The sequence below is a fragment of the Novosphingobium sp. ZN18A2 genome (genome assembly GCF_036784765.1).
GTDB lineage: Bacteria > Pseudomonadota > Alphaproteobacteria > Sphingomonadales > Sphingomonadaceae > Novosphingobium.
Genome location: NZ_CP136651.1, coordinates 1,676,995 through 1,703,854 on the forward strand (window position 1 = coordinate 1,676,995; position 26,860 = coordinate 1,703,854).

The window sequence follows — 26,860 nt, forward strand, 5'->3', positions numbered from 1 at the left end:
AATGCAGGAAGAACCCGGTCCCGCCGAGATACTGCAAACCGTCGCCACGTTCCTGCGCGAAACGGCAATGCCCCAGCTTTCGGGCCATGCCGCGTTCACCGCGCGGGTCGCGGCCAATGCGGTGGACCTTGTGCGGAGAGACATCGAATTGCGCGGTCTGTACGATGCGGCCGAACGGGAAAGGCTCGTGTCGCTACTCGGCCATGACGGGCCGCTCGATGCGTTGAACGGCGAACTGGCGGCAGCGATCCGCGACGATCGCATCGCGATCGATTCCCCGCAGCTGCGCAGCCACCTTTGGCAGACCACGCTTGAAAAGCTGGCGATAGACCAGCCCACCTATGCCTCATACCGCGCGGCGCTGAACGAAGACGCCGCCTGAAGGAAAAATGCGCGGCGGCACGAACCGGCCGCGCCCAGAGGAGAGAATGACGCCATGGCAAGCCATGCAAACGGATCGTCGGCCGACGATTGGCCCAAGGTCGATATTCCGGAGACGTACCGCATACTCACCGCGCCGGGCGCGCCGTTCGAGATGGAGCAGGCTACGATCGATGGCCGAAAGTATCGGGTTTACAAGAACGCGCTGAAGACGCTGCGCGAGGTTTTCGACATCGCCCGGTCCTGGGGGGACCGCGATTACATCGTCTTCGAAGACGAGCGGCAGACTTATGCCGAACATTTCCGCGCCGCAGGCCGGCTGGGTCGTATACTGGCCGAACGCTATGGCGTGACCAGAGGCGACAGGGTGGTGATTGCCATGCGCAATCTGCCCGAGTTCACTCTGGCGTTCTGGGCGGGCGCTTCGATCGGCGCGGTGATGACGCCGCTCAACGCCTGGGGCAGCGGAGAGGAACTGGCCTATGGCATCGCCGATTCGGGCGCGAAAGTCGCCTTCGTCGATGGAGAGCGGATGGACCGCCTGCGCCCGCACCTTGGCGAGCTGTCGCTCGAAGCGGTGATCCTTACGCGGCCGGGGCCGGACGGAACCGAAGGCGCAACGCTGCTGGAAGACCTGATCGGCCCGCCTTCGGGCTATGGCGACCTGCCGGACGATCCCGCGCCCGATCCGGGAATAGAAACGGACGATCCCGCGACGATCCTTTACACGTCGGGCACCACGGGGCGGCCCAAGGGCGCGCTTGGAAGCCATCGCAACATCCTGACCAACGTGGTCAGCCTGGGCTTCAACGCGGCCCGCGCGGCAGTGCGCAAGGGGGAGGGCATTCCCGTGCCGCCTGAGCCCGATCCGGATGCGCTTCAGCCGTGCATGCTGATCCCCGTGCCTCTTTTCCACGTTACCGGCATCAATTCGATGATGGTGCCGGCGATCCTGGGCGGGGCAAAGATCGTGCTGATGTACAAGTGGAACCCCGAACGGTTCCTTGAACTGATAGAGCGCGAAAAGGTGACCGGCACCACCGGCGTCCCGGCCATGGTCTGGCAGGTTCTGGAGTCGCCCGATTTCGACAAATACGATCTCTCCAGCCTGCAAGGCTATGGCTATGGCGGTGCGGCGATCGCGCCCGAACTGACATTGCGCTTCGTAAAGCAGTTTCCGTGGTTCGCGGTGGGGCAGGGCTATGGCGCGACCGAGACAAGCTCTGTTTCTGCGGCGCACAGCGCGGAAGATTACCTGCTGCACCCCGATAGCGTGGGCCTGCCCGTTCCGTGCGTCGATCTGAAGGTGGTGGACGAGAACGACCGCGAAGTGCCTCCGGGCGCATCGGGTGAATTGTGCATTCGTGGACCCAACGTCGTCCACGGATACTGGAACCGGCCGGAACAGACCGCGGCGACGTTTCCGGACGGCTGGTATCACACCGGCGATATCTGCCGGATCGACGAGGATGGCTTCGTATATCTGCTCGACCGCAAGAAGGACATGCTGATCCGCGGGGGTGAAAACGTCTATTGCGTCGAGGTCGAAAGCGTCCTGGTGGCACACGATGCGGTGATAGATGCCGCCGTCGTCGGCCTGCCGGACAGGGTGCTGGGAGAGGAAGTGGGCGCGGTGGTCCAGTTGAAACCGGGATTGAGCGCAACCGAAGCGGAATTGCGCGAATTCGTGGGGCGGCACCTTGCGCCGTTCAAGGTGCCCAAGATGATCGACATCCGCACGCAAGAGTTTCCCCGCAATGCCAGCGGCAAGACGCTGAAGCCGGTGCTGCGCGAGGAATTGCTGGCGATGCAGGAGGAGCGGAACGATGGGTGAGGACGCCACCTTGGAGCACGGCGAAGGCCAGCGTATTGGCGACGTCACCGATAAGCACCGCTTCGACGAAGCGGCGCTGGATGCGTGGATGGCCAGCAACGTGGCAGGCTATGCCGGAGGGCTGGCCGTCCGTCAGTTCGCGGGCGGCGCGTCCAACCCCACGTTCCTGCTGGAATCGGGCGGCAAGCGGTATGTTCTGCGAAAGAAGCCGCCGGGCCAGTTGCTGCAAAGCGCGCACCAGGTGGACCGGGAATACCGTGTGATGAAGGCGTTGGGGCCAACAGACGTGCCGGTGCCGGTGATGCGCGGGCTGTGCACCGATCCCGATGTGATCGGCACCAGCTTTTACGTGATGGATTTCCTTGAGGGGCGCATCTTCCGCGATGCGGCGCTGCCGGGAATGGAACCTGCGGAGCGTGCGGCGATCTATGACGAACTGAACGCCACGCTGGCAAAGCTGCACAAGGTCGATTGGAAGGCGGCGGGCCTTGGCGATTACGGCAAGCCCGGCAACTATTTCGAACGTCAGATCGCACGCTGGACCCGGCAATATCGCGATGCCCCGCTCGATCCGGTGCCGGACATGGACCGATTGATAGAGGAACTGCCCGCGCACATCCCGGCGGACGATTCGGTATCCATCGCGCATGGCGATTATCGGCTGGAGAACGTGATGTTCCACCCCACCGAGCCGCGCCTTGTCGCCGTGCTCGACTGGGAGCTTTCAACGATCGGGCATCCGCTGGCAGACCTCGGCTATTCGGGCTTTCTGTGGCATTCGCACGGGGCAGGCTGGGGATCGCTGGACGGCGTGGACCTTGCCGCCAGCGGTATCCCGAAAGAGGCGGAGTGGATCGAAGCCTATCGGCAAAGGACCGGGCGTGATCGGATAGAGGGCTGGAATTTCCTGCTGGCGTTTTCGGTCTTCCGGCTCGCTTCGATCAGTCACGGCGTTCACGCCCGCGCACTGGCGGGCATCACGCCGACCGCGCAGGCGGGAGAGAACGGCTGCCCGATCCTTGCCGCACAGGCGCTTGAACTGCTTCACAGGAAGGACTTCGCATGACCGATAGTGCGGAAACACCGCCGCAAGACGTGATTTACAAGGTTGCCGATCATATCGCGACGATCACGCTCAATCGCCCGCACCGCCGCAACGCGCTGGGCTGGAACGCCTATGCCCAGCTTGAACAGGCCCTGCGCGATGCCTCGGCCGATAATGATGTACGCTGCGTTATCGTGACGGGGGCAGACCCGGCGTTCTGTTCGGGCGACGATGTGCAGGAAATCATGGCAGGGCCGAAAAGCTATGCCAGTTCGAACAAACAGATCACCGTGCGTCACAAGCCGACGCCCGCCGCAATGGCGGCGCTGGAATGCGAAAAGCCGATGATCGCGGCGGTGAACGGAGCGGCCATCGGCTGGGGCATGGAACTGGCGCTCTATGCCGATATCCGCCTTGCATCGGCCAACGCGAAGTTCTCCGAAATGTTCATCAAGCGCGGCCTGGTGTGCGACGTGGGCGGATTTTATCGCCTGCCCTCGGTCGTTGGCCCGGCCAAGGCGGCGGAACTGCTGTTCACCGGCGACGTGATTGATGCCGCAGAATCGGAACGCATCGGGCTGGTCAGCAAGGTCGTTCCCCATGACGATCTGATGCGCGAAGCAATCGCGCTCGCCGCGCGAATTGCGGCCAACCCGCCGCTGGCGCTGCGCTTCATGAAAGAGGGGTTGTCGCGCACCGCCTATGGCGATCCGCACGAGATTGGTTCATGGGCGATCGGCGCGATCCGGGCGCTGATGGAAACCGAAGACCACAAGGAAGGCGTGGCCAGTTTCCTCGAGAAGCGAGAGCCCGTGTTCAAGGGGCGTTAGGCGGCGTGAAGTTCAAACCATCGGGAAAAGGCACCGGGTTCGCAGACGATCCGCGTGACGGTCCGCCGCTGCGCGAATGGCTGGAATACGGCTGGTCGCAAGAGGCGGCCATCGGCGAAGTCGAGGTGGAAGGCGCTGTGGCACGCTATCGCGTCTGGGGGCGCGGCGCGGGCGATCAGGATCGGCAAAAGCCGGGGCTGGTATTCGCGCACGGGTTCCTGGCCCACGCGCACTGGTGGGACCATATCGCGCCGCACTTTTCCGCCGAATACACGCCAATTGCGGTGGATTTCACCGGCTTCGGGGACAGTGACAGGCGCCCGTCCTACAGCCGGATGCAATACGGGCGGGAAATTGCTGCCGCCGCCGCGAACGAGGGGGTGGGCACAATCGACCTTGTGGCGCACAGCTTCGGATCGCTGTCCGCTCTCTATATCGCCAGCCAGCGGCCCGATCTGGTGCGGCGGGTGGTGATCGTCGATGCCCACGTCTTTCGCGAGGAACGCCCGCGCGCCCCGCGCGAAGGCGGCCCGCAAGAACGGTTCTATCAAAGCAGGGAAGAGGCGCTGGCGCGATATCGCCTCGTCCCGCCCGGCGCATGGCCGCACCCCGATATCCTTGCCTATTTCGCCCGTCATTCGCTGCGCGAATCCGAACAGGGGTGGAACTGGAAGTTCGATCCCGCGATCGTTACCCGCATGGCCGAAGAGCCGATGCGCGAGGCGCTTCACGGGCTGCGCGTGCCGGTGGACTATATCCACGCATCGCGGTCTGAAATTGCAGGGTCAGAGGAAATCGAGGCATTCCGCCGCGCGCTTCCGACCTGCGGAACGCCGGTGACGGTGGAGCTTTCGCATCATCACATCATGATCGAACAGCCCGTGGCACTGGTCGCGGCGCTGAAGGGTCTGCTGGCCAATCCCCGGCAAATGGAGGAATTCTGACAATGCCCGATACGCCCGTTGTTCCCCGCCCGGCGGCGACAGTCCTCCTTATCAGGGACGATCCGTTCGAAGTGCTGATGGTGCGCCGCAATGGCAGGGGAATGTTCGCGCACCTACTGGTGTTTCCCGGCGGGCTGGTTGAGGAATCGGACGCATGCGAAAGCTGGCTGCCGCATTGCGTCAACGCGGGGCATCTGGACGCGAGGCAGCGTGCGCATCGCATCGCCGCCTTGCGCGAAACATGGGAAGAGGCATCGATCCTGCTTGTGGATGGCGCGGACGGGCCGATTTCGCGCCCGCCGGACAATCCGCACCCGGACGATTTTCGCCACGCCGTTCGGCAAAGCGGCGGCAAGCTGGATCTTGAGGCGCTGCAACTGTTCGGCCATTGGATCACGCCCGAAGACGCGCCAAAACGCTATGATACGCTGTTTTTCATCGCCCGCGCGCCGCATGGGCAAACCGCGCAACACGATGGCGGGGAAACCGTCGCGCTGGAATGGATAGAGCCGCATTCGGCCTTGCAGCGCGACCGCGAGGGCGTGGGCGGCGTGATGTTCCCCACGCGGCTGAACCTGTTGCGGCTTACCGAAACGCCCGGTGTCGAGCAGGCGTTCGCCGCCGGGCCGCAGCGCAGGATCATGACCGTCACTCCGCGTGTCGAACACCGCGAAAGCGGGCCGGTAATCTGCATTCCGCAAGAAGCCGGTTACAGCCAGTGGGAAGAGCCGGTGCGTTCGTCCCGCTGAGGTTTCAGCGCGCGCGCGGCACGATGCCCATATGGGCAATGTCGCCAAGCAGGCGGGCGAACATCCGTTCGGTGTCCTCGCAATCGCCAAACCCGGCCTGCCGCAGCTTGATCGTGCTGACCAGCACCGGAGCGCGTGCCGCATCGGCCGGAGCGTCAACACCAAACAGCAGGTCGGCATAGTGATGCGATTCGCCGACGAGTTGGGGCAGGGAGAGCGGAAGCAGGCCTTCGCGCTCAACGATGCGGTCCCACACGTCCGCATGGTCCATCAGGTATTGCGCGATGGAAAACGGTTCGGCGTATGTCGCTTCCATTTTCAGCGCCGCGGCGATTGCCGGCCAGACGCCTTCCCAGGTGAACACATCTCCGTTGGTCACGTTGAATGTCTCGTCGGCGGCCTGGGGTGCTTCTGCTGCCCATAGCAGGGCCTGCGCCACAAGATCGGCGCTTACCGCCTCCGCCACGCCGCCGGGGCGGCCGGGAAAGGCAAGCGGGCGGCCCAGTTCGCGCTGGATCGCGGCATAGGCGCCAAGCACCGGGATGATGTTCATGGCCGCGCCGGTAGCCGTTCCGAATACGACTTGCGGGCGCCAGACGGTTAGGCTCCAGTTGGCATCCCTGCGCAGGCCGCGCAGGTAATCTTCCTGGAGCCAGTAGAAATTCGCGTGCGGATCGCGCGGCCAGCTTTCGCGTGCGGGAACCGAAATTGCGTGGACGTGGGCGCCATAGGCCTTGGTTCCCTGCAACACCGAAACATGGCGAAGGTCCGGCGCGGCTTGCAGCAACGGCTCCATCAGGTTTTTCAGCATGGCAAGGTTCGTTGCCATCTGGTCTTCTTCGTACCAGCCGGCGACAAGGCCGGGTTTTTCGAACAGGGCCGCGAATACCAGGTGCGTCGCCTGCGCCAGTTGCGGCGCGGCATTCCGGCAGGCATCGGCATCCAGCAGGTCCAGCGGAAGGTGCTTTACCCCAAGCGACGGAGGAAGGTTCGGTTCGCGCCGCGAAATTCCGATTACCTGGCCGAAACCGCCACGGGCGAAATGTTCGGCGGCAGCCTGGCCGATAACCCCGCTGGCCCCTGCAACGACAACGGTCCGCCTGCTCATGCCGGGGCAAACAGGGTATTTTCGCGCAAGGCGCACGGGGCGTTATCGATCACAGGATCTCCATTGTCGTTTCAAGATAAAACCGTTGTCAGTGACAGCCCCCGGGTACTCACGGGAACAGGTGGAGAGAGAGAGAACTCCGGGGGCTATCGTTTCGTTATGGGCATTCCGTTTGCCGGTGCCCTTGCATCTTACAGCTGCCTTACATCTTCCAGCTGAACGTCATGCCGTATGTCGCCGGCATGCCGGTGAAGCGAAGCAGGGCATCGTTGGTATGGGTGGCCTGCGTCCAGTACCACTTGTTGAACACGTTGCGGCCCCAGAACTGCAGGGTCCACGGTCCTTTCTCAATACCGGCACGAAGATCCACCAGCGTGCGTGCGGGAATTTCCAGCAGGTCCGCCGGTTGTACCGGATTCGGACCCTGGTCATAAAAGAACTGCCGCGTGCTGGACTGGTAGTTGATCGTGCCGCCGAAAAACGCGTCGAGCGAGTCCGTCAGCGCGAACGTGTACTGCGCGTCGCCATAGGCCTGCCACGGCGGAGCGTTGGGGAAGGGCTCGTCCTTGAAGTTGACGGGCATCGGGTTGAACGGATCGTAATTGTAGTAATCGCCGATAACCCTGCTCTTCGCATAGCTGACACCGGCCGACATGTTGAAGCCGGCAAACGGCGCGATCTGCGTTGAAACCTCAAAGCCCTTCACTTCGGACTTCGGCACGTTGACCAGTGCGGGAAGCGCGCCAAACACGGGGTCCGTCAGGCTGCCCAGTATCTGCTTGTCCTTGTAATCGTAATAGAACAGCGCGGCGTTCAACTGCATATGCCGGTCGAACAGGGTGCTCTTCACGCCCAGTTCGTAAGCGGTAAGCTGTTCCTGCACCGCGGGCTCAAGCTGGGTATAGGAACTCGTCGCGACGGTCGGGAATCCGCCCGCCTTGAAGCCGCGGCTGATGTTCGCATAGATCAGCGTATCGGGAATGGGCTTCCAGTCCACGCCTGCGCGGAACGAGAAATTGTCCTGGTCCAGCGTGTTGAAGAAGTCCGGCGTTGCGGGGTTGAACGTCGGCCCAGGTCCGGTGGTGGCGCAGGCGCCCGGTCCGGCATCCACGCCCGGACCCTGTCCGGCAAGATATTCGGCCTGCGTGATATAGCCGTTTACGAAGGCGAGAAGGTTCTGGATGGCCTGGGACGCCAGCGACCATGTCCCGTCGCCGGAATCGTGCGCGCAGCCCTGATAGTCCTTGTTGACCTTGGTGTAGCGCCCGCCGGCATAGACGGACAGCGTATCGGTCAAGGGCACCTGGACGTTGCCGAACACCGCATACGTCTGCGTTTTCTGGCGGTTCTGCGGGTTCGTCGGCCCAAGCAGGATGCCTAGCGTGGGCACCGCGCCGGAGTTGCCGTAACTTTGCAGGAAATTGTCGTATGTCTTGTCGCGTTCGTAGTTCACGCCGACGATCCAGTTCCCCGTGGTGGAGAACGACCCGCTCAGCCGCAGTTCCTGATAGAGCGTATCGATGTAACCGCGCTGCTGCGATTCATAGTCCTGATAGATCAGGCCATCGCCTTCCACCGGCTGGTCGCGCTTGAAATGCTCATAGGCGCTGACCGACGTCAGCGTGACGGAATCAGACAGGTCCAGCTCCATGCGCAACGCGATCTGGTAAAAGCTGTTGTCGCGCGCCAGGCTGGTGCAATTGCTCGCCGTCGTTGGCCGGTCGGGTGTAAAACCATATGGCGGCGGGATGGTGTTGAACGGTTCGTTGAACGGCGAATTGTTGATGCATGCGCTGCGATCCGCGGCCCTGGGATCGTGCGGCGCCAGCGGATAGGCCAGGATCCGGGGATCGACGCCGTTCAACGGATTTAGCGGCACCACGCCGAAGAATTGCGGCACCTGCGTGTCGGACCGGTCGCGCCAGCCATTCACGTTCAGCGTCGCGCGGAAGGTGTTGGTGGGTTCGAACTGCAACATCACGCGGCCAGTCCAGAGGTCTTGCTGACCGGACGACATGGGGCCCGTGAAACCGTGCTGCCAATCGTCCATCGACTGGCGGCGCACCGCAACGCGATACTTCAGGCTGTCGCTCAGCGGTCCTGAAACGAACACCTGCGCGTCAAGCTGGTCGAAGCGGCCATAACTGACATCGGCACCGGCAGAGAACGTGTCGGTCGGCTTGTTGGCGATATAGTTGATCGCGCCGCCGGTGGCGTTCTGGCCGAACAGGATGCCTTGCGGTCCCTTGAGCACTTCGACCCGTTGCAGGTCCAGCGATGCACCCGCGGTCATCACCGAGAACGGCAATGGCACTTCGTCAACATAGACGCTGACCGTTGGGGAGGCCGCGAGCGAGGTGTCCTGGAAGCCCACGCCGCGAATGGTGAAAATTGGCGTGCCATAGGCCGATGGCGTGAAGTTCAGGCCGGGCGTGACCTTTGAAAGGTCTGCCGTGTCCTTGATGCCCAGGCGCGTAAGTTCCTCGCTTCCGACAGCCTGGATGGACATGCCGATGTCGTTTTCACGTTCGACACGCTTCTGGGCCGTCACGACGATCTGCTTCAACTGGCCGGTGCCCGCCTGGTCCTGCGTCCCGTCCTGGGCAGGGGCGCCTGCGGCCAGGCTGGCCGTGGATTCGTTTTGCCCGTCGTCTGCCGCATATGCGGGCGAAGCAATCGCAATTCCGACGATCAGAGCTGGCACACCTATTCTTAGTGCGTGACGAACCTTCATACATCCTCCTGTCCCATCGTGTTTCCGATGTTTTCTGGCGCAATGCCCGCGGTCGTTGTTTGGGCCTGCGACAGGAGGAATATCATCGCGGGACGGATTTAGCTAGTTGGAAAACTAAATTGCGTTTCACAGGTTGTGCAACTGCATAACTTGCTGGCCGACAGGCACTTTTCAGCCGGCATCAGTGTGCGTCCCGGTTTGCCCTGTCCGCAACGGACAAGGTTGATGGTCGCGAATCCGATTCTCCTGCAATATGCCTCGGCAAATGGTGCGCGCGCACCGATTGGTGCGGCGCGGACTGTCAGTCTATCGCCATCACAAGACGGCGCGCTGGATCATCCAGAACGCCGCTGTGCTGCCGATCAGGTAAGCGGCGATATGGCGCAGGCGGACTTCGGCGCTTGCCGCGAAACGCTTGACCAGCGCGATGATCGCGAAGCCGAGCGCCACGATGGCTAGCTGGCCGATTTCCACGCCCACATTGAAGCTGAACAGCGCCATCGGTACGTCGCTTTGCGGCACGCCAATCTCCGCCAGTGCGGCAGCAAACCCGAATCCGTGGAGCAGGCCGAAGCTGAACGCCACCAGCCACGGAACGCGCGAGGTGAGGCGTGGGTGCGCCGGGTCTTCCTTCACGATCTCTACCGCCAGAAACACGATCGACAGCGCGATGCAGATCTCCACCGGGCGTCGCGGAATGGTGAACAGCCCCAGTGTGGTTGCCGCCAGCGTCAGAGAGTGGGCAACAGTGAATGCCGTTACCGTTTTCGCGACTTGCCAGCCGCGCCGGATCAGCAGCACCAGGCACAGCACGAACAGGAAATGGTCCCACCCGGTCAGGATGTGTTCGATGCCGAGGCTCAGGTATGTTCGGGCGACCTGCCAGCGGTCGGGCTTGACCGGCACGGTGATGAATGGCGCATCAGGCGTCAGGCGTTGCGCGTCGACAGGCTCACCCAGCGGAGCGATGCGCAACAAGGCGTCGGTATAACCGCGCTCCAGCCCCTTTAGTCCCACCTTGCCGCCAGCAAGCGGCTTGGAGCAGGTGGCGGTCATCGTTTCGACCAGCGCCGCGCCTTGCAAGCGCGGCTCCCCGCGAGAGAGTTTGCACCATTCGGGCAGGGAAGGGCGCGCGCGGATCGCGATGCCGCCAAGGATCGGCGCCTTCCAGATGACTTTCCACGTGCCCTGCGTTTGCTCGTCGAGTTCCAGATAGCCCGGCTGCAACACATCCGCGCGCGCCGTGTGCGCGAAGGAGAGAAGCGCAAGGCAAAACGCCACGCACGCGGTGACGATCGGGCGCAGGCTCATCGCGGCTTCTCGATCACCACGTCGTAACCGTTGACCATCTCGTTGAAGGCCTTGTCGATTGCCTGCTTCGATCTGGCCGATCGCCAGTCGTTCTCGACCCGCTGGCGCACTTCGTCGAGCGTGGGCTTGCGCGGCAACACGCGCTTGTCGATCCGCACAAGGTGCAGCCCGACGCCCGATGTAACGGGGCCGGTCCATTGTCCTTCGGGCAGCTTCAGCAGCGCACCGGCAAAGTCGTCGCCAAGCTGGTCGGCGATGTCGGCCGAAGAGACGCCATCGAAATGCATCGGCAGCGGGATCGGCTTGCCGATGCTTCGCGGATCGGCGCCAGCCCTGAGCCTGGCGAGCGCGGTCTTTGCCGCGGCGCGGTTCGCCGGGGTGTCGTCGCCCAGATAGACCTGATCGAAGGCATAGACCGGGTTGGGCGCGTATTTTGCCGGGTCTTTGTCCAGCAGCGCCTGCAATTCGGCATCGCTGGGCGTGGCGGCCTGCGCGTCTGACATCGCCAGCGATTCCATCTTGTTGCGCATCCGCTTGATCACGACCTCGTCATCCCGGTCCAATCCAAGGCGCTGTGCTTCGCGGTAATAGACCTGATCCTTCACATCGTCGCGGATCATGCCATCTATCTCGTCCTGCGTGGGCGGGCGGTGATAGGTTTCCATCCAGCGGTCGACGAGCCGCGTGACCATCGCCTCGCTCACCACGATGCGCCGTTCGCCCGGATCGGGCGGGACATTTGACCAGATCGCGAAAATCGCGGCGCCGGCCAGCAGGAAATGGACCAGCGGTTCGCGCAGCATGGCCCGCGCGCCTTGTTTCAGGGTCATGCGTCCATCTTCATGAAACGGGCGGCGTGTACCAGATGGGCGATGTATAGCCGCGCTCCTGCTGGGTCAGCGGGATTTCGGCGGGAAGCGTCTCGTTGAACTTCACCTTGTCGTAATCCATCCAGGTCGGCGTGGGGATCTGCAGCACGCGCAGGTAATAGAATGCGCGCTGTGTAGGATCGAACTCGGGATCGGTCCACACCGTCGCCAGCGCGGGTGCGCCGATCGAATTGGCATAGGTCGCCTTGCCGGTATCGACGGTGTTGCCCACCGCCGGAACCTTGCCGTTCATGATCCGGCGCTTGTCCATGTCGCTCCACACGACGTCGAACACCTTTTCGTGGCTCTTGCCCGCCTTGTCGGTCCAGCCCTTGACCACCTGAACGCGGTCGAGGTTGGCGCCAATCGGGTCTTTCAGCGCGGAAACGATGAAGCTGGGGGCGCCGTTCTTGCCCCGCGTGCCCAGCGTGCCGCCCATCGGCACGCCGCGCCCGTATCCTGCGTGAACCCAGTCGCCCTTCAGGTCGCTATCGGTGAAATTCCAGCCGCCGAAGAAGCGCAGCACCATGCGCGGGCCGGTGGTGGCATAGACCTCGCGCCGCTTCATCGCGTCCCACAGTTCCGCGCGGGTGTTGGCCCGCGCCCAGACCGCCGCATAACCGCTGGCCAGCGTCTGCCAGTTCATGATCCCGACCTTCTCTTTCGGCATGCCGGGGATCAGCGTGTCGGTTGTGCGGTGCGGATTGGGCTCCACGCCCGGATGCTTGCCGAAGAAATTGTCGTCATCGGCGGTGGAGAGCGCGGTGTGGCTGTCTGTCGAGCCGACGACGCCGAACTTGTAGGGATTTTCACCGGTTCGTTGCGCGATCTGCAGGCCGCGTTTCAATGCCTCGCGCACATAATCGCCTGCGTACATGTCGGGCGTGGTGGGCTGGCTGTGCAGCAGGTTGTTCTGGTCCCACCCGGCAACGCCGAAACCGGCGAATTCGTCGTTGGGCGAAAGGAAGGGGTGCGTTTCGCTGTCGCCCTTGATCTGCGTGATCTCGACCAGCGGTTCGTGCGCGGCGCGGCGACGGGCATAGGCTGCGCTCATCGGGCCGCCGCCGGGTTCGGTCATCATGAACATCAACCCGTTCGACAGGTTGGAGTTGTGCGGGATCGCCAGCACCTTGCCGCCCGTTTTCTTCTCATAGGCGTCCATGTAGTCCCACAGCCTGTCGGGCGTTTTCAGGAAGCCGGGGTCTGCGGGGAGAACCTGGCGGGCCTTGCTGCCGCCATCGCGGAACACAAGGTTGCGGTGGAGGTTGTTGCCGCCATCCATCAGCGTGTATTCGAAACCGATGAACGCGGTGAACCTGCCCGGCTGGTTATAGCGTTCGACCGTGTCGATCTGCGCATCCCAAACGGAGCGCGTAAGCTTGTCTCCGCCGGCATCGAAACCGAACGCCCCTTCGTTCTTGCCGCGCGCGATCAGCATTTCGGCGGTTGCCTTCAGCGATCCGCCGATGCCTTGGTGCATCAGGTCATACCAGTGCAGCATTCTGGGATCGCGGATCTGGCTGCGCGGCGTATCGTAAAACGCCTTGGTCGAACCAAGCCCTTCAGCGTGATCGGTGATGACCAGGAAATCGAGCGGGCGGGCGAGCTTCGCCTTGATCCCGGTGGAAGAGGTGACTTCCTCACCACGCGCAAAGCGCAGCGCATCTTCGGGCATCAGGCGATTGCCGAAACCGAAGGCATCGACAGAATTGGCCGTGTGGAGGTGCGTGTCGCCCCAATAGACGCGTTCGGGCACGTCGGTCAGCTTGACGGTTCCGGCATTACCTGCGGCAGCCGGTGCGACCTGCGTCGCTTCGGACCGGTTGCTCGCGAAGATGAGCAATCCGGCGGCCAGAGCAGCCATGCCGGTTCCGGCAAGAACAGATTTTTTCACGGCATTTCCCCCAAACAACTGTGTATCGCGATCTTCGGTTTGCCGAAGATCGCGCCTTGTCCCGGTTCCGCACCGGGACTTTCAATTCCAGCGTTCGACTTTTATCCCCCGGATGCGATGGTCGCCGCGCAGGCTAGCACCACGGCGCGACAGTGCGGCGCGCAAAATATTTGTGCAGGTGAAAGCCGTTGGCTATCACTCCACCCCGGAGAGGGGCCGGATAATGATCAGCCTGCATCAGTTGGAAATGATCGTCGCGATCCATCGCGCGGGTGGCTTCCGGGCCGCGGCGCGCGAATTGAAGATCACGCAGCCGACCCTGAGCAAGGCCGTGATGCGCATGGAAACGCAGCTTGGCTACAAGCTGTTCGAGCGCACGCCCACGGGAGCGCGCCCGACCCCGGCGGCAGAATTCATCGCCAAAGGGGCCGAACCCTTGCTGGAGGATGCCGCGCGGCTGATGGCCGAGGCAAAGCGGCGTCACGATGGTGAGGAGGGCCTTCTCAGGTTGGGAATCGGCCCGATGCTGAAGCATGTGCTGCTGCCGGACTTGGTCAGGCGGATCAGGGATCGCTTCCCCGGCGTCCATTACCAGATCACCCAGACGGGGGCGGACGACCTCACGCGGCTGGCGACCGAACGCAAGATGGATGCGGTCTTCGTCTATCACGAAGTGGCGCGCAAGGAAGATGACCTGATCCGCGCCAGGATATTCAGCGACGATGTCGTCGTGATCGCGCGCAGCGGCCATCCTCTCCAGACAGCAGGCGTGGTTGCGCAAGACGATCTTCGCGCATTCGACTTCGCCTTGCCGGGTATGCCCGCGCATGTGATGGATTGGCTCGAATTTCCGCCGGACAAAGGCCGATCGCGCGGCGTTGCGCTGGAATCCGACAATTACGAGGTTCTGCTTGACCAGATCGGTCGATCCGATTGCCTGACGCTGGCCCCCCGAACCTTCTTTGCCGACCTGATCGATGCGGGAACGATCGTTACGATACCAACCTTCAAGCCGCCGCTCACGTATGAATGCTGGATGCTGTCTCCGCCGGAATTTGCGCGCACGCCGATGTTCTCGGCCATTGCCGCAATCGCGCGTGACATGTTTCGTGGCGTGAATGGATGACGCTATTGCGCCGGGCCGGACTTTTCGAGGATAGCCTTTTCGACGAAGACCTTTGCCTCAATCGTCGTTGCCGAGTTCCCCACTTTTACGGCCGCCGCCGGGCTGATCGCGATTTTCAGGCTGTCTGCCTGGTCCGCTTCGATGACGATGCGATAGGCGCCGGGCGGAATCTGTTCGAACAGGAAATAGCCGTCCGCTTCGGTTCGCGCGGATTTGACCACTTTCCCGTCCGCATCGAGCAGGTCGAGCCGCAGGCCCGACACGCCTCTTGCCGATGTCTGCGAGCGGAAGAAGGCGGTCCCTTCGATGTCGCTGGTTTCCTCGATCGCATAGTTGGATACGTGGATACGCCCCGGTCTGGGGACGACTTCGAACCCGCGCGTTTCCGCAACGTCCATGATGTCCGGAAAGGTTGACGGGTCAGCCTGCACGCTTGCGCGCGTGCCGCTGCCCAGCCCGGTCAGCAGCGCGACGCCTTGATCGTCGGCTTCCACCGTGTCGTTGAATGTAGAGAAGGCGACCTTGGGAATGGCCGGCTCGCCCGGATCATAGCGGTGGTTGCCGTTCCGGTCGCGATAGGCGCGCACGGCAACCGCGCCCGATGACGCCAGCCCGGGCTCGCCCACGAACATCCGCCCGGTCAGCGGGTCGCGGCCGAAACTGAAGCCAAGACGCAGGCCGACCGCATAATTTTGCCGCCCGAAACCGTAAGTCCCGTCGAAAGCAAGCGATGCGGGGCCGATCTTGCGCACCAGCGACGCGCTGATCTGCGTATCGCTCTCGGCGAAGGCATGGCTGACGGAGCCGTGAACGCGCGTCAGGTCGTCCACCTGGTAATCCACTTCGAGCGCGGTGGACGCGATGCGCGGCGTCGGCACGATCTCGTATGTCGCGGACGCGCGGACAAGGCGGCGCGAACCTGCCAGCGTGGACAGATCGAACGTGCCCAGCAACTGGTTGGTGCTGCCGCCCGTCGGATCGGAGGTGTTGCTGTAATCCAGGCTGTTCGAGGCCATGAAGGTGCCGACCTGCGCCGACCCTCGCAATGAAGCGGTCGTCTGCGTGCGTCCGCCCCGGTACTGGAAACGTTGGACGCGCGCCGAAAGCGGAATTACGCCGCCCGCCGCACCCTTGCCGATGCCGATCGTGGTGTTGACGTTCAACACCGTCGCGCGGGTAAGCACGTCGCCGGTGAAGCTGCGCACCTCGTCCACGAAATCGCCGCGATATTCCGCGTGGGTGAAGGTGAAGGCCGATCCGAATACCCGTCCGCCCAGGCCCACTTCAACACCGGTCGCACCGCCGTTTTCCAGGCCGATGTCCAGCTTGGCGGCCAGCTTGCCGATGCCTGTCCGCAATCCTGCGGTGGCAAGCTGCCGGCGACCTTCCTGCGTATCGAACCATGCCGCGCCGGCCGTGGCGGTAAGCGTGCCGTTGATGCCATAGGCAAGCTGCAGGTTGCCGCGCCACAGCCCGTAATCGCGGGTAGGCGTGAAATTGGGGCCTGTCGTGTTGAAGACGTTGGTGTCTTTCTGGACCGCGCCGAAACTGTAAACCAGCTGGCCCGCCGCCAGCCGCCCGTCGCCGACATTGATGGTGCGCACGGATTCGCTGCGCTGGCCTTGCGGGCCATAGAACACGAAGCGAAACACGTTGATGCCGTAATCGACCGGCAGTTGCAGGAACTCGTACTGCCCGTTCACGGACATCCGCGTCGATCCCACCAGTACGCCATTGCGATAGAGTTCTACCTCGTACCCGTCGGGCAGGGGGCCGCGCAGGTCGATCGTATCGAAGACGGACGCGCTTTCCAGCGGCGCATTGGTAAGCGTAACGCCGCGCCCGCCGGTTCCCCGCAATCCCATGGCCATCGTCGGCGTCGCAACATCGCCCACCTGGAATTCCGTGGCGTGCAGTGGCCCCAGAAGGCTCGCGTCCGGATCCTGCCGCCCGATTTCGAGCCGGGAACTGACCAGTCCATCCCGCGTGGTCGCGCCCAGGAACAGTTGCGTCGTCATATAGGCAAGATCGCCCGAAAGCCGCAGGTCGCCTTCGAGCCGGGTGCCCAGCGCGCTGTCGGACAGGGTGCGAAACTCCACGTCCGCCAGCGGCACGGAAACGGGTAGCCACGGCGTTTCCCGTCGCGGCCAGTGCTTCTGTCCATTGCGCCCGCCTTGCGCGGCCAGTTTTTCGCGTTCCGCCTCGCGCTGGGCGCGCAACTGGAACGGGAAGGGCTCAAGCGTTTCGATCGTGACCGACTGGTCCCGCAGGTCGGTCTTGATCGTAAGCGGCAGCAAATCCGCGAACTTGTCCGATCGCAGGTAAAGCTCGCCATCGAAGGCGGTTGCTTCCCCCGGATCGAGCGGCATGGTCTTGCCGTTGAGCGTGATCTGGCCCTGGCGCAGGTTTATACGAAGCGTGCGGTTCTGGTCGATGAACCAGCCGCTGGCATAATGGCCATCGTCGCTGATCGCTATGGCAAGGTCGAGATAGCGGGCAAGCGCGCCCACCGGCAGGAAAATTCCGTCGGGCGTTCCATAGGCGATCAGCGTGTCGTCGCCCGAGGCCGCAACGGCAGGCTTGGTGCGGATCGTCAGGATCAGTTCGTCGTCATAGGAAAAGCGAACTGCCTTGCCGGGACGGGAAGGCAACGGTCCGGGGGCATTCGCAAGGTCGGCGTTCGGTGTTGCCGCGGGCATTGTCCCGGAGGTGCCCTGCGCCTTGCCGGTGGGCATTGCTGCGGGGAGGGGGGCGAAGCTGGCGTCCCTGTCGCTTCCCGCCGCGCCGCCCGTCTTGCCGAACGCAGGTTCCGGCATCGCTTTGGCGGGTTGCGGTGCGGTCGGTTGCGACAGGGCGAGGTTGGCATCCGTTCCGGCAATCGGCTGCGCTTCGGGAAAGGAGCGGGCGATGGACCGGCGCGCGGTGTGTCGCAGATGCGGTCTTGCCGACGCGGATTGGCTGGACGGAGCGCGCACGGGCGCTGATGCGGTTTTGGTTGCTTCGTCCGTGCCGAATGCCGGGTCCGGAATCGTCCGGCTGTCCGCGCGCGATGCCAGTTTGCGGACATTGGGCGCGGGAATGGATACGGTTTCCGTTGGCGGGTTTGCCGCGATTCCCGGCAGGTCGAAAACGGGCAAGTGTTGCGCCGTCGCAATCGGTCTGTCGCCCAGCGTCAGCGCCACGGCCTGCCCCTTGCTCTCCGGACTTGCGGCCTTTGCGGCAGAGGGCAATGCAAGCGGCTGCGAAGGTTCGCGGGCAGTCGTGAACGCCTGATTGGCGGGCGGAAACGTCCTGCCCGTTGTATCTATCGCCGGGACCGGATGGCTGTCCGTCGTTGCATACCGGACGGGTTGCGCGTCGTCTTCGTCAATCCTTGCGATGGTTACGCCCTGGAGCAACCCGGCCGCACTTGCGATGGGTGCTGTCCCCAGGCCGGGCGCAATCGCGACCGCGCCAGCATTTAATATCGGACTCGATTGCGATGCCAGGTCTTGTTCGGGGGTTTCCTGCCGCTTCGGCGACGGTTGCGGCGCATGATCCGTAGCAGTCGGAATCGGGGGCTGCACGTCCGGCAGCGGAGGGGGCACGCCTGCAAGCGCGGCATGGCTTGCGCTGCCAAGCAGTGCTGCCTTGTCCGGCACGGCGGCACGGGCGTCGGTCATGCGCCCGGATGGCGCTAGCGGACGCATTGCCGCATCCGGTCCCCGCCGCCCGTCGGAAGGGGCTGCCTTTACCGGCGTTATGGCGAACGCCGGAGCCGGGATGTCGCCTTGCTGCTTCTGCCCCGTGGTCCTGCCCTGCTTGTGGCCGGGCCGCGCCGATGTGTCGGAACCGACATCGGCCGTCGGCGCCGGGCCGCCGAACCGCAGCCACAAAGTTGCGCCAACGATGACCGAGGCAAGGCCGGCCGCTGGTGCGCGGCCAGGCCACAGGCGCGATCTCACGGCACGACGAAGTCCTGCTTGGCCAGCGTCTGGCCCGGATTCACGTCATCGTCGACATAGGTTACGGTCAACCGCATGCCCGGCTTGAGGCGCTGTTCCCTGATTTCCGGGCGAACCGGAATGGAAACCTTGCGCCAGTCGATCTCCGGATAGACGCCAACGCCCTTCAACAGCGCGACCGGTTCGTTCGATCCCGGCGCGGTCACGATCAGGTCGCCGAACGAGGATCGTGTGCCTTCGCGCGTGATAACAAGGTCTATCGTCCCGCCGCCGTCGTCGTTGGGGGTGAAGGACACGTCCTTCAATCCCGATTTCAGCGTGGTTTCCCCGATGCGAACGATGACCGGGATGGAAATCCCGAAGCGCGGGATGATCCGCACGCCGACGGATTTGTTGTCCACCTTGCCAAGCGCATTGTCGATGGAGAAGCTGGTCTCGTCGGCAGGGGGCACGGAGACGACGACGAAGTGCGATCGGTATTCGCCCGGCGCCATGCCCGGCCGGGTGCGGGCCATGACGTGGATCGTCTGCGCCTCGTTGCCTTGCAGCATCACGCGCCGGGGCGACCAGCGCAACATGGCGCTTGCGGTCTGCACCTTTGCTTTCAGGTCAGCGTCCTGAACCTTGTCCAGGTTCGTTACCTGCCCGTCGTTCGACATCGCCATGTCCACGATGCGCGTTTCGTATTCGCCGGTATTCGCCGTCTTGTTGTAAAGGCCGATCGTGGCGATGCGCTGGCGGCCGTCGATCACCACGCGCTTGGGGTAGATGTTGATATCGCCCATGCCGCCCACCGATCCGGCGGGGGGCTTGCCGTCCGGCCCCATCGGCGGCGGCGCGGCCTCTTGTGCGCCGGACGGGCCAGAGGCGAAAGCAAGCGCAAGACCGGCGACCAGCACAGGCAGCTTTCGCAAATCGGTCGGCAACATCGTTAATCCCGGTTAACTAAAAACAAAATAGCTCTATGGGATTCCGCGTAAGAAAGGCAATGATTGCCAACGAGTAGTGCACACCTGATGTTTCGCGCGGTTAACAAACTTGTCCCTGCTTTCCCCACCTGCCTGGTTGCGGTGGCGAATTGCCTGCGCCACTATTCGCCCGGAATGGGCGGAACGGGTGGCAATTTCCGGAAGACGGCAAGGCAGCGGTCGCTGCGCAAGGCAAGTGTGTGCGTGGGCGCGATGACGGCGGCCCTTGCGGCGCTGGCTGGCACGCCGGCCCTGGCCAATCCGCCCAGCGTCAGCGTCACGGCGGACAACGATCTCGCTTTCGGCCGGATGATCGTCTTTTCGCAAGGATCGCGCACCGTTTCCTATACCGGGACGGTGCAGGATTCGGGCGTGATGAACCTGCCCGGAAGCACGGCGCGACCGGCACAGTTCACCGTCACTTTCGATCGCGGCAACCAGAGCCGCCGGCCGCTGGACGTTATGATAGAGCTAGTGGTTTTCCCGGCGTCGCAGGTGATTGTCGGCGGTGTGACGGCCCGGCTCGGCCAGTTCGATTCCGATCTTCCGGGCGCATCGGTTCTGACGGCGGGGCAGGTGTATCAGATAGAGTTCGCCAACTGCGTCACGCGGACCTGCTCGCGCACGTTCCACGTCGGCGGACGGCTGGATGTGACCCGCGCCTTTGGCGGTGCGGCCATCGCGATCCCGATCCCCGTCAACGCGACGCTGGTGGCGATGAACTAGTTCGTTTCGGTGCTCCCTGCGGTGTGATAGGCATTGTTACTGAGTAAGGTTTAGCGTGAACGTGCCGGTTTTCCGGCACGTCCGACCTGTAGCCCCCCGGCAGGACGGAATATGCGATGAAGGCCGAAAAGATCGATGCCATTCGCGCGCTGGCCGCAGCGGCAATTATTGCCGGTGCCGTCCCCACATCGGTTGCCAGCGCGCAGGAGGCTTCGGCGCGGGGCAGGGTGAGTGCCATTGTGGTGCGACCACTGTCGGTCACGCGGACTGGCGATCTGGATTTCGGGACGGTTGCGGCAACCGGCAAGGGCGGCGGAACGGTTCGGGTGGCGCCTTTCGCGCGCGCGGCGCGGTTCGCGGGCTCCGCGCGGCAGGCCGATTGCGGAACCGATGCAGCGTGCGGCGCGGTCCATGCCGCATCGTTCCTGGTAACGGGTGAGCCGGGACGGCGATATCGTGTGCGCCTTCCCGCCGAAGCGACCGCCCGCGATCCGCGCAATCCGGCGCTTGCGCTGAAGGTTGTCGCGCTTGCGGCGCGCGCGCGGTCAGCCGTGGACCGAATCGGCGAGGGGCAACTGGACGGCGCTGGTTCGGACCGGCTGCAAATAGGCGGCACGCTGGTTGTCCCGCCGTTTACGAAAGCAGGCCATTTCACCGCCCGGATCGCGGTTCTGATAGACTACGATTGAACGCCCGGCGTGCTTGCGGGGCCCGTAATCGGCGGCATTCGCCTGGTGTCCGGCGGGAAATCCAATCGCAAAATGTCGATTAACGCGCGATACCGTGCGCTTTCGCAAATGATAAACTTCGTTAACTACTAAGCACTAATACGTGCCTCAGCCTGAAGATCGGGGGGACCGCCTTCTGGCTTTGAATCCATCGCCCTGTGTGGCGATTGTCATGAGCGAGGTACGCAGATGTTCAAGAAGATTATCCTGGTTGCCGCATCGGCCGCGGCTTTTTCAACGCCCGCACATGCGGCGCCCAGTTCGGCGACGGCATCGGGTGATGCGACGGCGACGGTTGTTTCGCCGATCACGCTTGACCATGACAGCGGCGCGGTCCTGGCCTTCGGTTCGTTCAGTGCCGGCACCGGCGGCACCGTCGTGGTCAACCGCAATGGTCGCGGTTCGGTTACGGGCGACGTCAGCTTCGTTGCCGCTTCGACCAATTCGGCCGACAGCTTCACCGTTGGCGGACAGGCGGATACGGCCTTTTCGATCTCCACCACGGACAGCACGGTTTCGACCGGAGGCACCACGCCCTCCACAATGGATTTCACCACCAACGCCCCGGCCAAGGGCACGCTGGACAGCAGCGGTGCTGCCACCTTCACCGTTGGCGGCACGCTGACGGTCGGTGCCAGCCAGGCGCCCGGTTCCTATACCGGCACCTATGACGCGACCGTAACCTACAACTGATCTTCGCTCGCGGGTGGGCGGGAAACCGCCTGCCCGCATTGCTAGCAGAGCAGCGACGATGCGCATTCTCCCATCTGCCGCCGTCCTTTCGGGACTGGGCGGACTGGCTGCGGCCTGCCTGTGCCCGTCGCCGGCGCTGGCGGGTAGCGCCAGCCAGTCGAGCGTTACGGGCAAGGTTCAGGCCAACGTCGTCGAACCGATGGATATCCGGTTGCTGGACGATATGCGCTTCGGGGCGTTCATCAGTCCGGTCGCAGGCGGCACGATTGCCGTTGCGCCGGACGGAACGGTTTCCACCGCCAGCGGCATGACCGGGCAGGATGCCATTTCCCAGCCGTCAACCGGGCGCGGCCCCGCCGCGTTTCGCCTGAACGGCACGAAGAACCGCTTCTTCATCGCCAAGGTGCCCAAGGACATCACCATTTCCAACGGCGGTGCATCCATGCTGGTGAGCAACATCACCGCGAACGTGAAGAACGGGAAGAGCGTGTTCGATGCGGACGGGATGTTCACGCTGAAAGTCGGCGGCACGCTGAACGTGAACGCGAACCAGCAGACCGGGAGTTATTCCGGTACCTTCCAGGTAACTGTCCTTTATCAATAAGGTAAGCGGGGCGTTCACCGTTTTACCCGCATGAAACTCCGCGCGAACGGCGCGGAGATTGCGCATCGGGCGACTGCAATACACCCGCGAACATGATGCAGCGCTTGTGCCGCGCGTTTGCCGCGCTATCTGGTCGCGCAATGCTGAACCTCACAGACATAACCGTCAGGCTGGGCGGGCGCACGATTATCGACGGCGCGAGTTCGCGCTTGCCGCCGGGCGGCCGGATCGGGCTGATCGGCCGCAATGGCGCGGGCAAGTCCACACTCGTGCGCGTGATCGCCGGGATGCTCGAGGCTGACAGCGGATCGGTGGACATGCCGCGCGGCAGCCGCATCGGCTATATCGCGCAGGAAGCCCCGGCGGGTGAGGCGACGCCGTTCGAAACGGTGCTGGCCGCCGATACCGAACGCGCCGCGCTGATGGCCGAAAGCGAAACGTGCGAGGAACCGCACCGCCTTGCAGACATCCACGAACGCCTGATCGCCATCGATGCGCATGCCGCGCCCGCGCGCGCCGCGCGCATCCTGAGCGGTCTCGGTTTCGACGAGGATGCGCAGGCCCGCCCGCTCGAAAGCTTTTCCGGCGGGTGGCGGATGCGCGTAGCACTGGCCGCGTTGTTGTTTTCCGCACCGGACCTGCTCTTGCTGGACGAGCCTTCGAACCACCTCGACCTTGAAGCGGTGATGTGGCTGGAAGATTTCCTGAAAGGCTATCCCGCCACGATCCTGCTGGTCAGCCACGAGCGCGATTTTCTCAACAACGTGGTCGATCACATCCTGCACCTGAGCGGCGGCAAGCTGACGCTTTATCCCGGCGGCTATGACGCGTTCGAGCGCCAGCGGGCGGAACGGCAGGCGCAACTCGCCTCCGCCAAGGCAAGGCAGGATGCCCAGCGCAAGCGGCTTCAGGACTATGTCGCGCGCAATTCCGCACGGGCTTCCACCGCCAAGCAGGCACAGTCGCGCGCCAAGGCGCTGGCCAAACTGCAGCCGATTGCCGAACTGATCGACGATCCCTCGCTCAGTTTCGATTTTCCCAGCCCCGGCGACGAATTGCGCCCCCCGCTCATCACGCTCGACATGGCGAGCGTCGGCTATGGCGATGTGCCGGTCCTGCGGCGGTTGAACCTGCGTTTCGATCCGGACGAGCGCATGGCGCTGCTGGGCCGCAACGGCAACGGCAAGACCACGCTGGCACGCCTGCTGGCCGCGCAGCTGTCGCCGATGGACGGGGAAATGAACGCCAGCGCCAAGATGCGCGTCGGCTATTTCACGCAGTACCAGGTGGAAGAGCTGGACCGCGCCGAAACGCCGTTGCAGCATATGACGCGGCTGATGGGCGGCGCCAACCCCGCAGCCGTGCGCGGCCAACTGGGGCGGTTCGGCTTTTCCGGTCCCAAGGCGACGACCGAAGTCGGCAAGCTGTCTGGCGGCGAACGTGCGCGGCTTGCGCTGGCGCTGATCACGCGCGATGCGCCGCACCTGCTGATCCTGGACGAGCCGACCAACCACCTTGATGTCGATGCGCGCGAAGCGTTGATCCAGGCGCTCAACGAATACAGCGGCGCGGTGCTGATCGTCAGCCACGACAGGCACATGCTGGAAATGACGGCGGATCGGCTGGTGCTGGTGGACGGCGGCACGGCGAAGGACTTCGATGGATCGGTCGACGATTACATCGCCTTCGTCCTTGCGAAAGATCCGGCGCAGGGCGGCAAGGATGCCAATGGCGATGCGGGCAAGGCCGGCGTCAACCGGAAGGAACAGCGCCGCGCATCGGCGGAAGCGCGCGAAAAGACCAAGGTCTTGCGCAAGACGCTCGGCCGCCATGAGGCAGAGCTTGAACGGCTGACCGGCGAGCTGGACACGCTCGACCGCGCGCTGGCCGATCCCGCGTCGGCCGCGCCGCCGTTTGCCGGAATGTCGATGTCCGACCTTATGAAGCGCCGCGCAGCGATAGAGCAGCGGATCGGATCGACCGAGGAAGCTTGGATCGAATCGTCCGAAGCACTGGAAGCGATGGCGCAATGACGATGCAACTGGAACGCTTCGACGCGGCGGCTTTCCTGCGCGATACCTGGCAGCGGAAACCGCTGCTGATCCGCAATCCCTGGAAGGACTGGCACAATCCGCTGGACCCTGACGAGCTGGCGGGCCTTGCCTGCGAAGACGCGGTCGAATCGCGCCTCGTCACGATGTCGGACAAGGGATACGCGCTGGAAAACGGGCCACTGGCGGAAGACCGCTTTGCCACGCTCGGCACGCGCGACTGGACGCTGCTGGTCCAGTCCGTCGACCATCACGTTCCGGCTGTAGCCGAACTGATCGAACCGTTCCGCTTCGTTCCCGACTGGAGGCTGGACGATGTGATGGTCAGCTATGCCGCCGATGGCGGCGGTGTCGGCCCGCATTTCGACAATTACGACGTATTCCTTGTCCAGGGGCTGGGGCGCCGACGCTGGCAGCTTGGCGCGCGTTGCGACGATGCCACGCCGCTTCTGCCGCATGACGATCTGCGCCTGCTGGCCGAATTCGAACCGGTTGAGGAATGGGTGCTTGAACCGGGGGACATGCTGTATGTCCCGCCCGGCATCGCGCACAACGGCGTTGCTGTTGGCGACGATTGCATGACCTATTCGATCGGGTTTCGCGCTCCTTCGGAATATGACCTGATCGAAGGCTGGACGGATGATATTCTCGACGGTCTTGGAGAGGATCGGCGCTATGCCGACCCCGGCCTTCCGCTACAGCCCAATCCCGGCGAGATAACCGAAGAGGCGCTTTCGCGGCTGCATGAAACGGTCACGCGCAAACTTGCCGATCGCGCCGCGTTTGTTCGCTGGTTCGGCCGGTATAACAGCGCGCCCAAGAATCCCGAGATCGAATGGGGGCCGGAAAATCCCGTTTCCACCGAAGAGGTGCGCAAGGCGATCGACGCGGGCGTGGCGATAGTGCGCAATCCCGCCAGCCGCTTTTCGTTCGTGGCGGGCACGAACGGCGACGTGCTGCTGTTTGCCGATGGCGAATGCTTCGAATGCGCGGGGGATTCTGCCCTCTTCGCAAAAGCGCTTTGCGCGCAAGTTCGCTTCGTGCCCGATAGCGGGCTGGCGCGAAATGATGATGCGCTTCGCCGGATTGCCCGTCTTTGCACCAGCGGCAGCATCGCATTCGCCGGCTAGGTCTAGCTTCCCTCGCGCCATGATCCCGGCGCGATCCCTTCAAGCGACCAGTCCCCCACGCTCCAGCGCACAAGCCGCAGCGTGGGCAGGCCCACCGCGGCGGTCATCCGGCGGACCTGTCGGTTGCGACCTTCGCGAATAGTCAGCCTGATCCAGTGATCGGGAACGGTCTTGCGAAAACGCACCGGCGGATCGCGCGGCCACAGGGCAGGGGGCTCTATCGCATCTGCTTGCGCGGGCCGCGTCATGCCGTCTTTCAAGCGCACGCCCTTGCGCAGCATGTCCAGCTTCGCCTCGTCGGGCGCGCCTTCAACCTGCACGAGATAGGTCTTGGGCAGCTTGAACCGGGGATCGGCGATCCGGGCCTGCAGCTTGCCGTCATCCGTAAGCAGCAAAAGCCCCTCGCTATCGGCATCGAGCCGTCCCGCCGGATAGACGCCGGGCACATCGATGTGATCCGATAGCGTGGGCCGCCTGGTGGGCGACTTGTTGTCGGTAAACTGCGACAGCACGCCGAACGGCTTGTTGAACAGGATAAGTCTGGCCATCGCTTTGCGTGCACCCTTTGCCAGGCGGCGTGTTGCGGGGCCGTATTCCCTGCCTGCTGTTTTGTCGTCAGTCCACCATCGCGGCGACGAGCCGCTGCAATTCGATTTGTGTCAAGGTTGCGATCGGGCCGGCATTGGCCGTCACGCGATCGTCACCCGCGCTGTCGCGTCGGGCAAGGTGTTTCGGATGCCTTGCGGCACCGCTTTTCGGATATGTCATGAATTCCTTTTGGGCGGCACGCGGCCGTCCTGTTTCGAACGTGCGGATCAGCGCCGGATATTGCGCCGCCGTGCACCGCCCGGACCCTGGCCCGGCGTGCGTTCGCGATAGACGATCCGTCCCTTGGACAGATCGTAAGGCGTCATCTCGACATGCACCCGATCTCCAACGACCGAGCGGATGCGGAAGCGGCGCATTTTCCCGGCGGTATAGGCGATAATCCGGTGCTCATTTTCCAGAACCACGCCGAAGCGTCCGTCGGGCAGGATCTCGTCGATCTGTCCTTCCAGCGTAATGAGCTCTTCCTTCGCCAAACCGTATCCTTTCGCGCACAAAAAATCTTTCACCGCACACGGGCTTGTCCCGGTGCGGGGCCATGCGGCATGAGTTGGAAAAGAAGCCGCACCACGGCGGCTGCCCAAT

General features: G+C 63.6%; 23 protein-coding genes. 13 read left to right on the forward strand and 10 right to left on the reverse strand.

What is annotated here, in order from left to right:
* Position 1 precedes the first annotated feature (1 nt).
* Genes RXV95_RS08165 through RXV95_RS08190 form a run of 6 tightly spaced genes read left to right on the forward strand, consistent with a single transcriptional unit; the run spans position 2 to position 5,783 of the window.
* Entirely contained in the window at positions 2–382 is a 381-nt protein-coding gene (locus RXV95_RS08165; RefSeq protein ID WP_338465559.1) for a DUF6285 domain-containing protein, read from the forward strand.
* A gap of 54 nt (positions 383–436) precedes the next feature.
* Positions 437–2,215, forward strand: a complete 1,779-nt coding sequence (locus RXV95_RS08170; RefSeq protein WP_338465560.1) for a class I adenylate-forming enzyme family protein — start codon at positions 437–439, stop codon at positions 2,213–2,215.
* Positions 2,208–3,281, forward strand: a complete 1,074-nt coding sequence (locus RXV95_RS08175) for a phosphotransferase (protein WP_338465561.1) — start codon at positions 2,208–2,210, stop codon at positions 3,279–3,281. Before RXV95_RS08170 ends, RXV95_RS08175 begins: the two co-directional genes overlap by 8 nt.
* Positions 3,278–4,090 carry an enoyl-CoA hydratase-related protein gene (locus RXV95_RS08180; protein WP_338465562.1) on the forward strand — a complete coding sequence of 271 codons (813 nt, stop codon included), beginning with the start codon at positions 3,278–3,280 and terminating at the stop codon, positions 4,088–4,090. The genes RXV95_RS08175 and RXV95_RS08180 overlap by 4 nt, the downstream gene beginning before the upstream one ends.
* Positions 4,091–4,095: 5 nt before the next feature.
* The gene (locus tag RXV95_RS08185) at positions 4,096–5,034 is read left to right on the forward strand and encodes an alpha/beta hydrolase (RefSeq protein ID WP_338465563.1); all 939 of its coding nucleotides are present in this window, start codon (positions 4,096–4,098) and stop codon (positions 5,032–5,034) included.
* A 2-nt stretch (positions 5,035–5,036) separates the two neighbouring features.
* Complete coding sequence (locus RXV95_RS08190) at positions 5,037–5,783, forward strand: NUDIX hydrolase (RefSeq protein ID WP_338465564.1); 747 nt, start codon at positions 5,037–5,039, stop codon at positions 5,781–5,783.
* A 4-nt stretch (positions 5,784–5,787) separates the two neighbouring features.
* Here the strand turns inward: RXV95_RS08190 and RXV95_RS08195 are convergent, their stop codons facing one another.
* The 5 genes from RXV95_RS08195 to RXV95_RS08215 all read right to left on the reverse strand — a co-directional run bounded on the left by RXV95_RS08195 (position 5,788) and on the right by RXV95_RS08215 (position 13,699).
* Positions 5,788–6,891, reverse strand: coding sequence for an SDR family oxidoreductase (locus RXV95_RS08195; RefSeq protein WP_338465565.1), 1,104 nt, complete (start codon positions 6,889–6,891; stop codon positions 5,788–5,790).
* Between the two features lie 202 nt (positions 6,892–7,093).
* Positions 7,094–9,595 carry a TonB-dependent receptor gene (locus RXV95_RS08200; RefSeq protein ID WP_338465566.1) on the reverse strand — a complete coding sequence of 834 codons (2,502 nt, stop codon included), beginning with the start codon at positions 9,593–9,595 and terminating at the stop codon, positions 7,094–7,096.
* Between the two features lie 345 nt (positions 9,596–9,940).
* Entirely contained in the window at positions 9,941–10,936 is a 996-nt protein-coding gene (locus RXV95_RS08205; RefSeq protein WP_338465567.1) for a HupE/UreJ family protein, read from the reverse strand.
* Positions 10,933–11,766, reverse strand: coding sequence for a peptidylprolyl isomerase (locus RXV95_RS08210; RefSeq protein WP_338465568.1), 834 nt, complete (start codon positions 11,764–11,766; stop codon positions 10,933–10,935). Before RXV95_RS08210 ends, RXV95_RS08205 begins: the two co-directional genes overlap by 4 nt.
* 10 nt (positions 11,767–11,776) lie before the next feature.
* On the reverse strand, positions 11,777–13,699 hold the full coding sequence (locus tag RXV95_RS08215) for a DUF3604 domain-containing protein (protein WP_338465569.1): 1,923 nt from the start codon (positions 13,697–13,699) through the stop codon (positions 11,777–11,779).
* Between the two features lie 223 nt (positions 13,700–13,922).
* Between RXV95_RS08215 and RXV95_RS08220 the strand changes: the two genes are divergently transcribed.
* On the forward strand, positions 13,923–14,825 hold the full coding sequence (locus tag RXV95_RS08220) for a LysR family transcriptional regulator (RefSeq protein ID WP_338465570.1): 903 nt from the start codon (positions 13,923–13,925) through the stop codon (positions 14,823–14,825).
* A 2-nt stretch (positions 14,826–14,827) separates the two neighbouring features.
* On the opposite strand, the gene RXV95_RS08225 is transcribed toward RXV95_RS08220, so the two are convergent.
* Positions 14,828–18,487 (reverse strand): hypothetical protein, encoded by a 3,660-nt coding sequence (locus tag RXV95_RS08225; RefSeq protein WP_338465571.1) that lies wholly within the window; start codon positions 18,485–18,487, stop codon positions 14,828–14,830.
* A 278-nt stretch (positions 18,488–18,765) separates the two neighbouring features.
* Positions 18,766–19,698: a hypothetical protein gene (locus RXV95_RS08230; RefSeq protein WP_338465572.1), complete on the reverse strand. Its 933-nt coding sequence runs from the start codon at positions 19,696–19,698 to the stop codon at positions 18,766–18,768.
* Positions 19,699–19,950: 252 nt separating this feature from the next.
* Between RXV95_RS08230 and RXV95_RS08235 the strand changes: the two genes are divergently transcribed.
* The 6 genes from RXV95_RS08235 to RXV95_RS08260 all read left to right on the forward strand — a co-directional run bounded on the left by RXV95_RS08235 (position 19,951) and on the right by RXV95_RS08260 (position 25,669).
* Entirely contained in the window at positions 19,951–20,463 is a 513-nt protein-coding gene (locus RXV95_RS08235; protein WP_338468531.1) for a DUF4402 domain-containing protein, read from the forward strand.
* A gap of 116 nt (positions 20,464–20,579) precedes the next feature.
* Positions 20,580–21,152, forward strand: coding sequence for a DUF4402 domain-containing protein (locus RXV95_RS08240; protein WP_338465573.1), 573 nt, complete (start codon positions 20,580–20,582; stop codon positions 21,150–21,152).
* Between the two features lie 228 nt (positions 21,153–21,380).
* Complete coding sequence (locus RXV95_RS08245; RefSeq protein ID WP_338465574.1) at positions 21,381–21,884, forward strand: DUF4402 domain-containing protein; 504 nt, start codon at positions 21,381–21,383, stop codon at positions 21,882–21,884.
* A 58-nt stretch (positions 21,885–21,942) separates the two neighbouring features.
* Positions 21,943–22,488, forward strand: a complete 546-nt coding sequence (locus RXV95_RS08250; RefSeq protein ID WP_338465575.1) for a DUF4402 domain-containing protein — start codon at positions 21,943–21,945, stop codon at positions 22,486–22,488.
* A 140-nt stretch (positions 22,489–22,628) separates the two neighbouring features.
* A complete protein-coding gene (locus RXV95_RS08255; protein WP_338465576.1) occupies positions 22,629–24,521 on the forward strand; it encodes an ABC-F family ATP-binding cassette domain-containing protein in 1,893 nt (630 codons plus the stop codon).
* A 2-nt stretch (positions 24,522–24,523) separates the two neighbouring features.
* Positions 24,524–25,669 (forward strand): cupin domain-containing protein, encoded by a 1,146-nt coding sequence (locus RXV95_RS08260; protein ID WP_338468532.1) that lies wholly within the window; start codon positions 24,524–24,526, stop codon positions 25,667–25,669.
* Between the two features lie 2 nt (positions 25,670–25,671).
* Here RXV95_RS08260 and RXV95_RS08265 read toward each other — a convergent pair whose 3' ends face one another.
* The 3 genes from RXV95_RS08265 to infA form a co-directional block, all read right to left on the reverse strand.
* The gene (locus tag RXV95_RS08265) at positions 25,672–26,217 is read right to left on the reverse strand and encodes a pseudouridine synthase (protein WP_338465577.1); all 546 of its coding nucleotides are present in this window, start codon (positions 26,215–26,217) and stop codon (positions 25,672–25,674) included.
* Positions 26,218–26,284: 67 nt separating this feature from the next.
* Positions 26,285–26,437, reverse strand: coding sequence for a hypothetical protein (locus RXV95_RS08270; RefSeq protein WP_338465578.1), 153 nt, complete (start codon positions 26,435–26,437; stop codon positions 26,285–26,287).
* Between the two features lie 47 nt (positions 26,438–26,484).
* Positions 26,485–26,751, reverse strand: coding sequence for a translation initiation factor IF-1 (infA, locus tag RXV95_RS08275; RefSeq protein WP_338465579.1), 267 nt, complete (start codon positions 26,749–26,751; stop codon positions 26,485–26,487).
* Positions 26,752–26,860 lie beyond the last annotated feature (109 nt).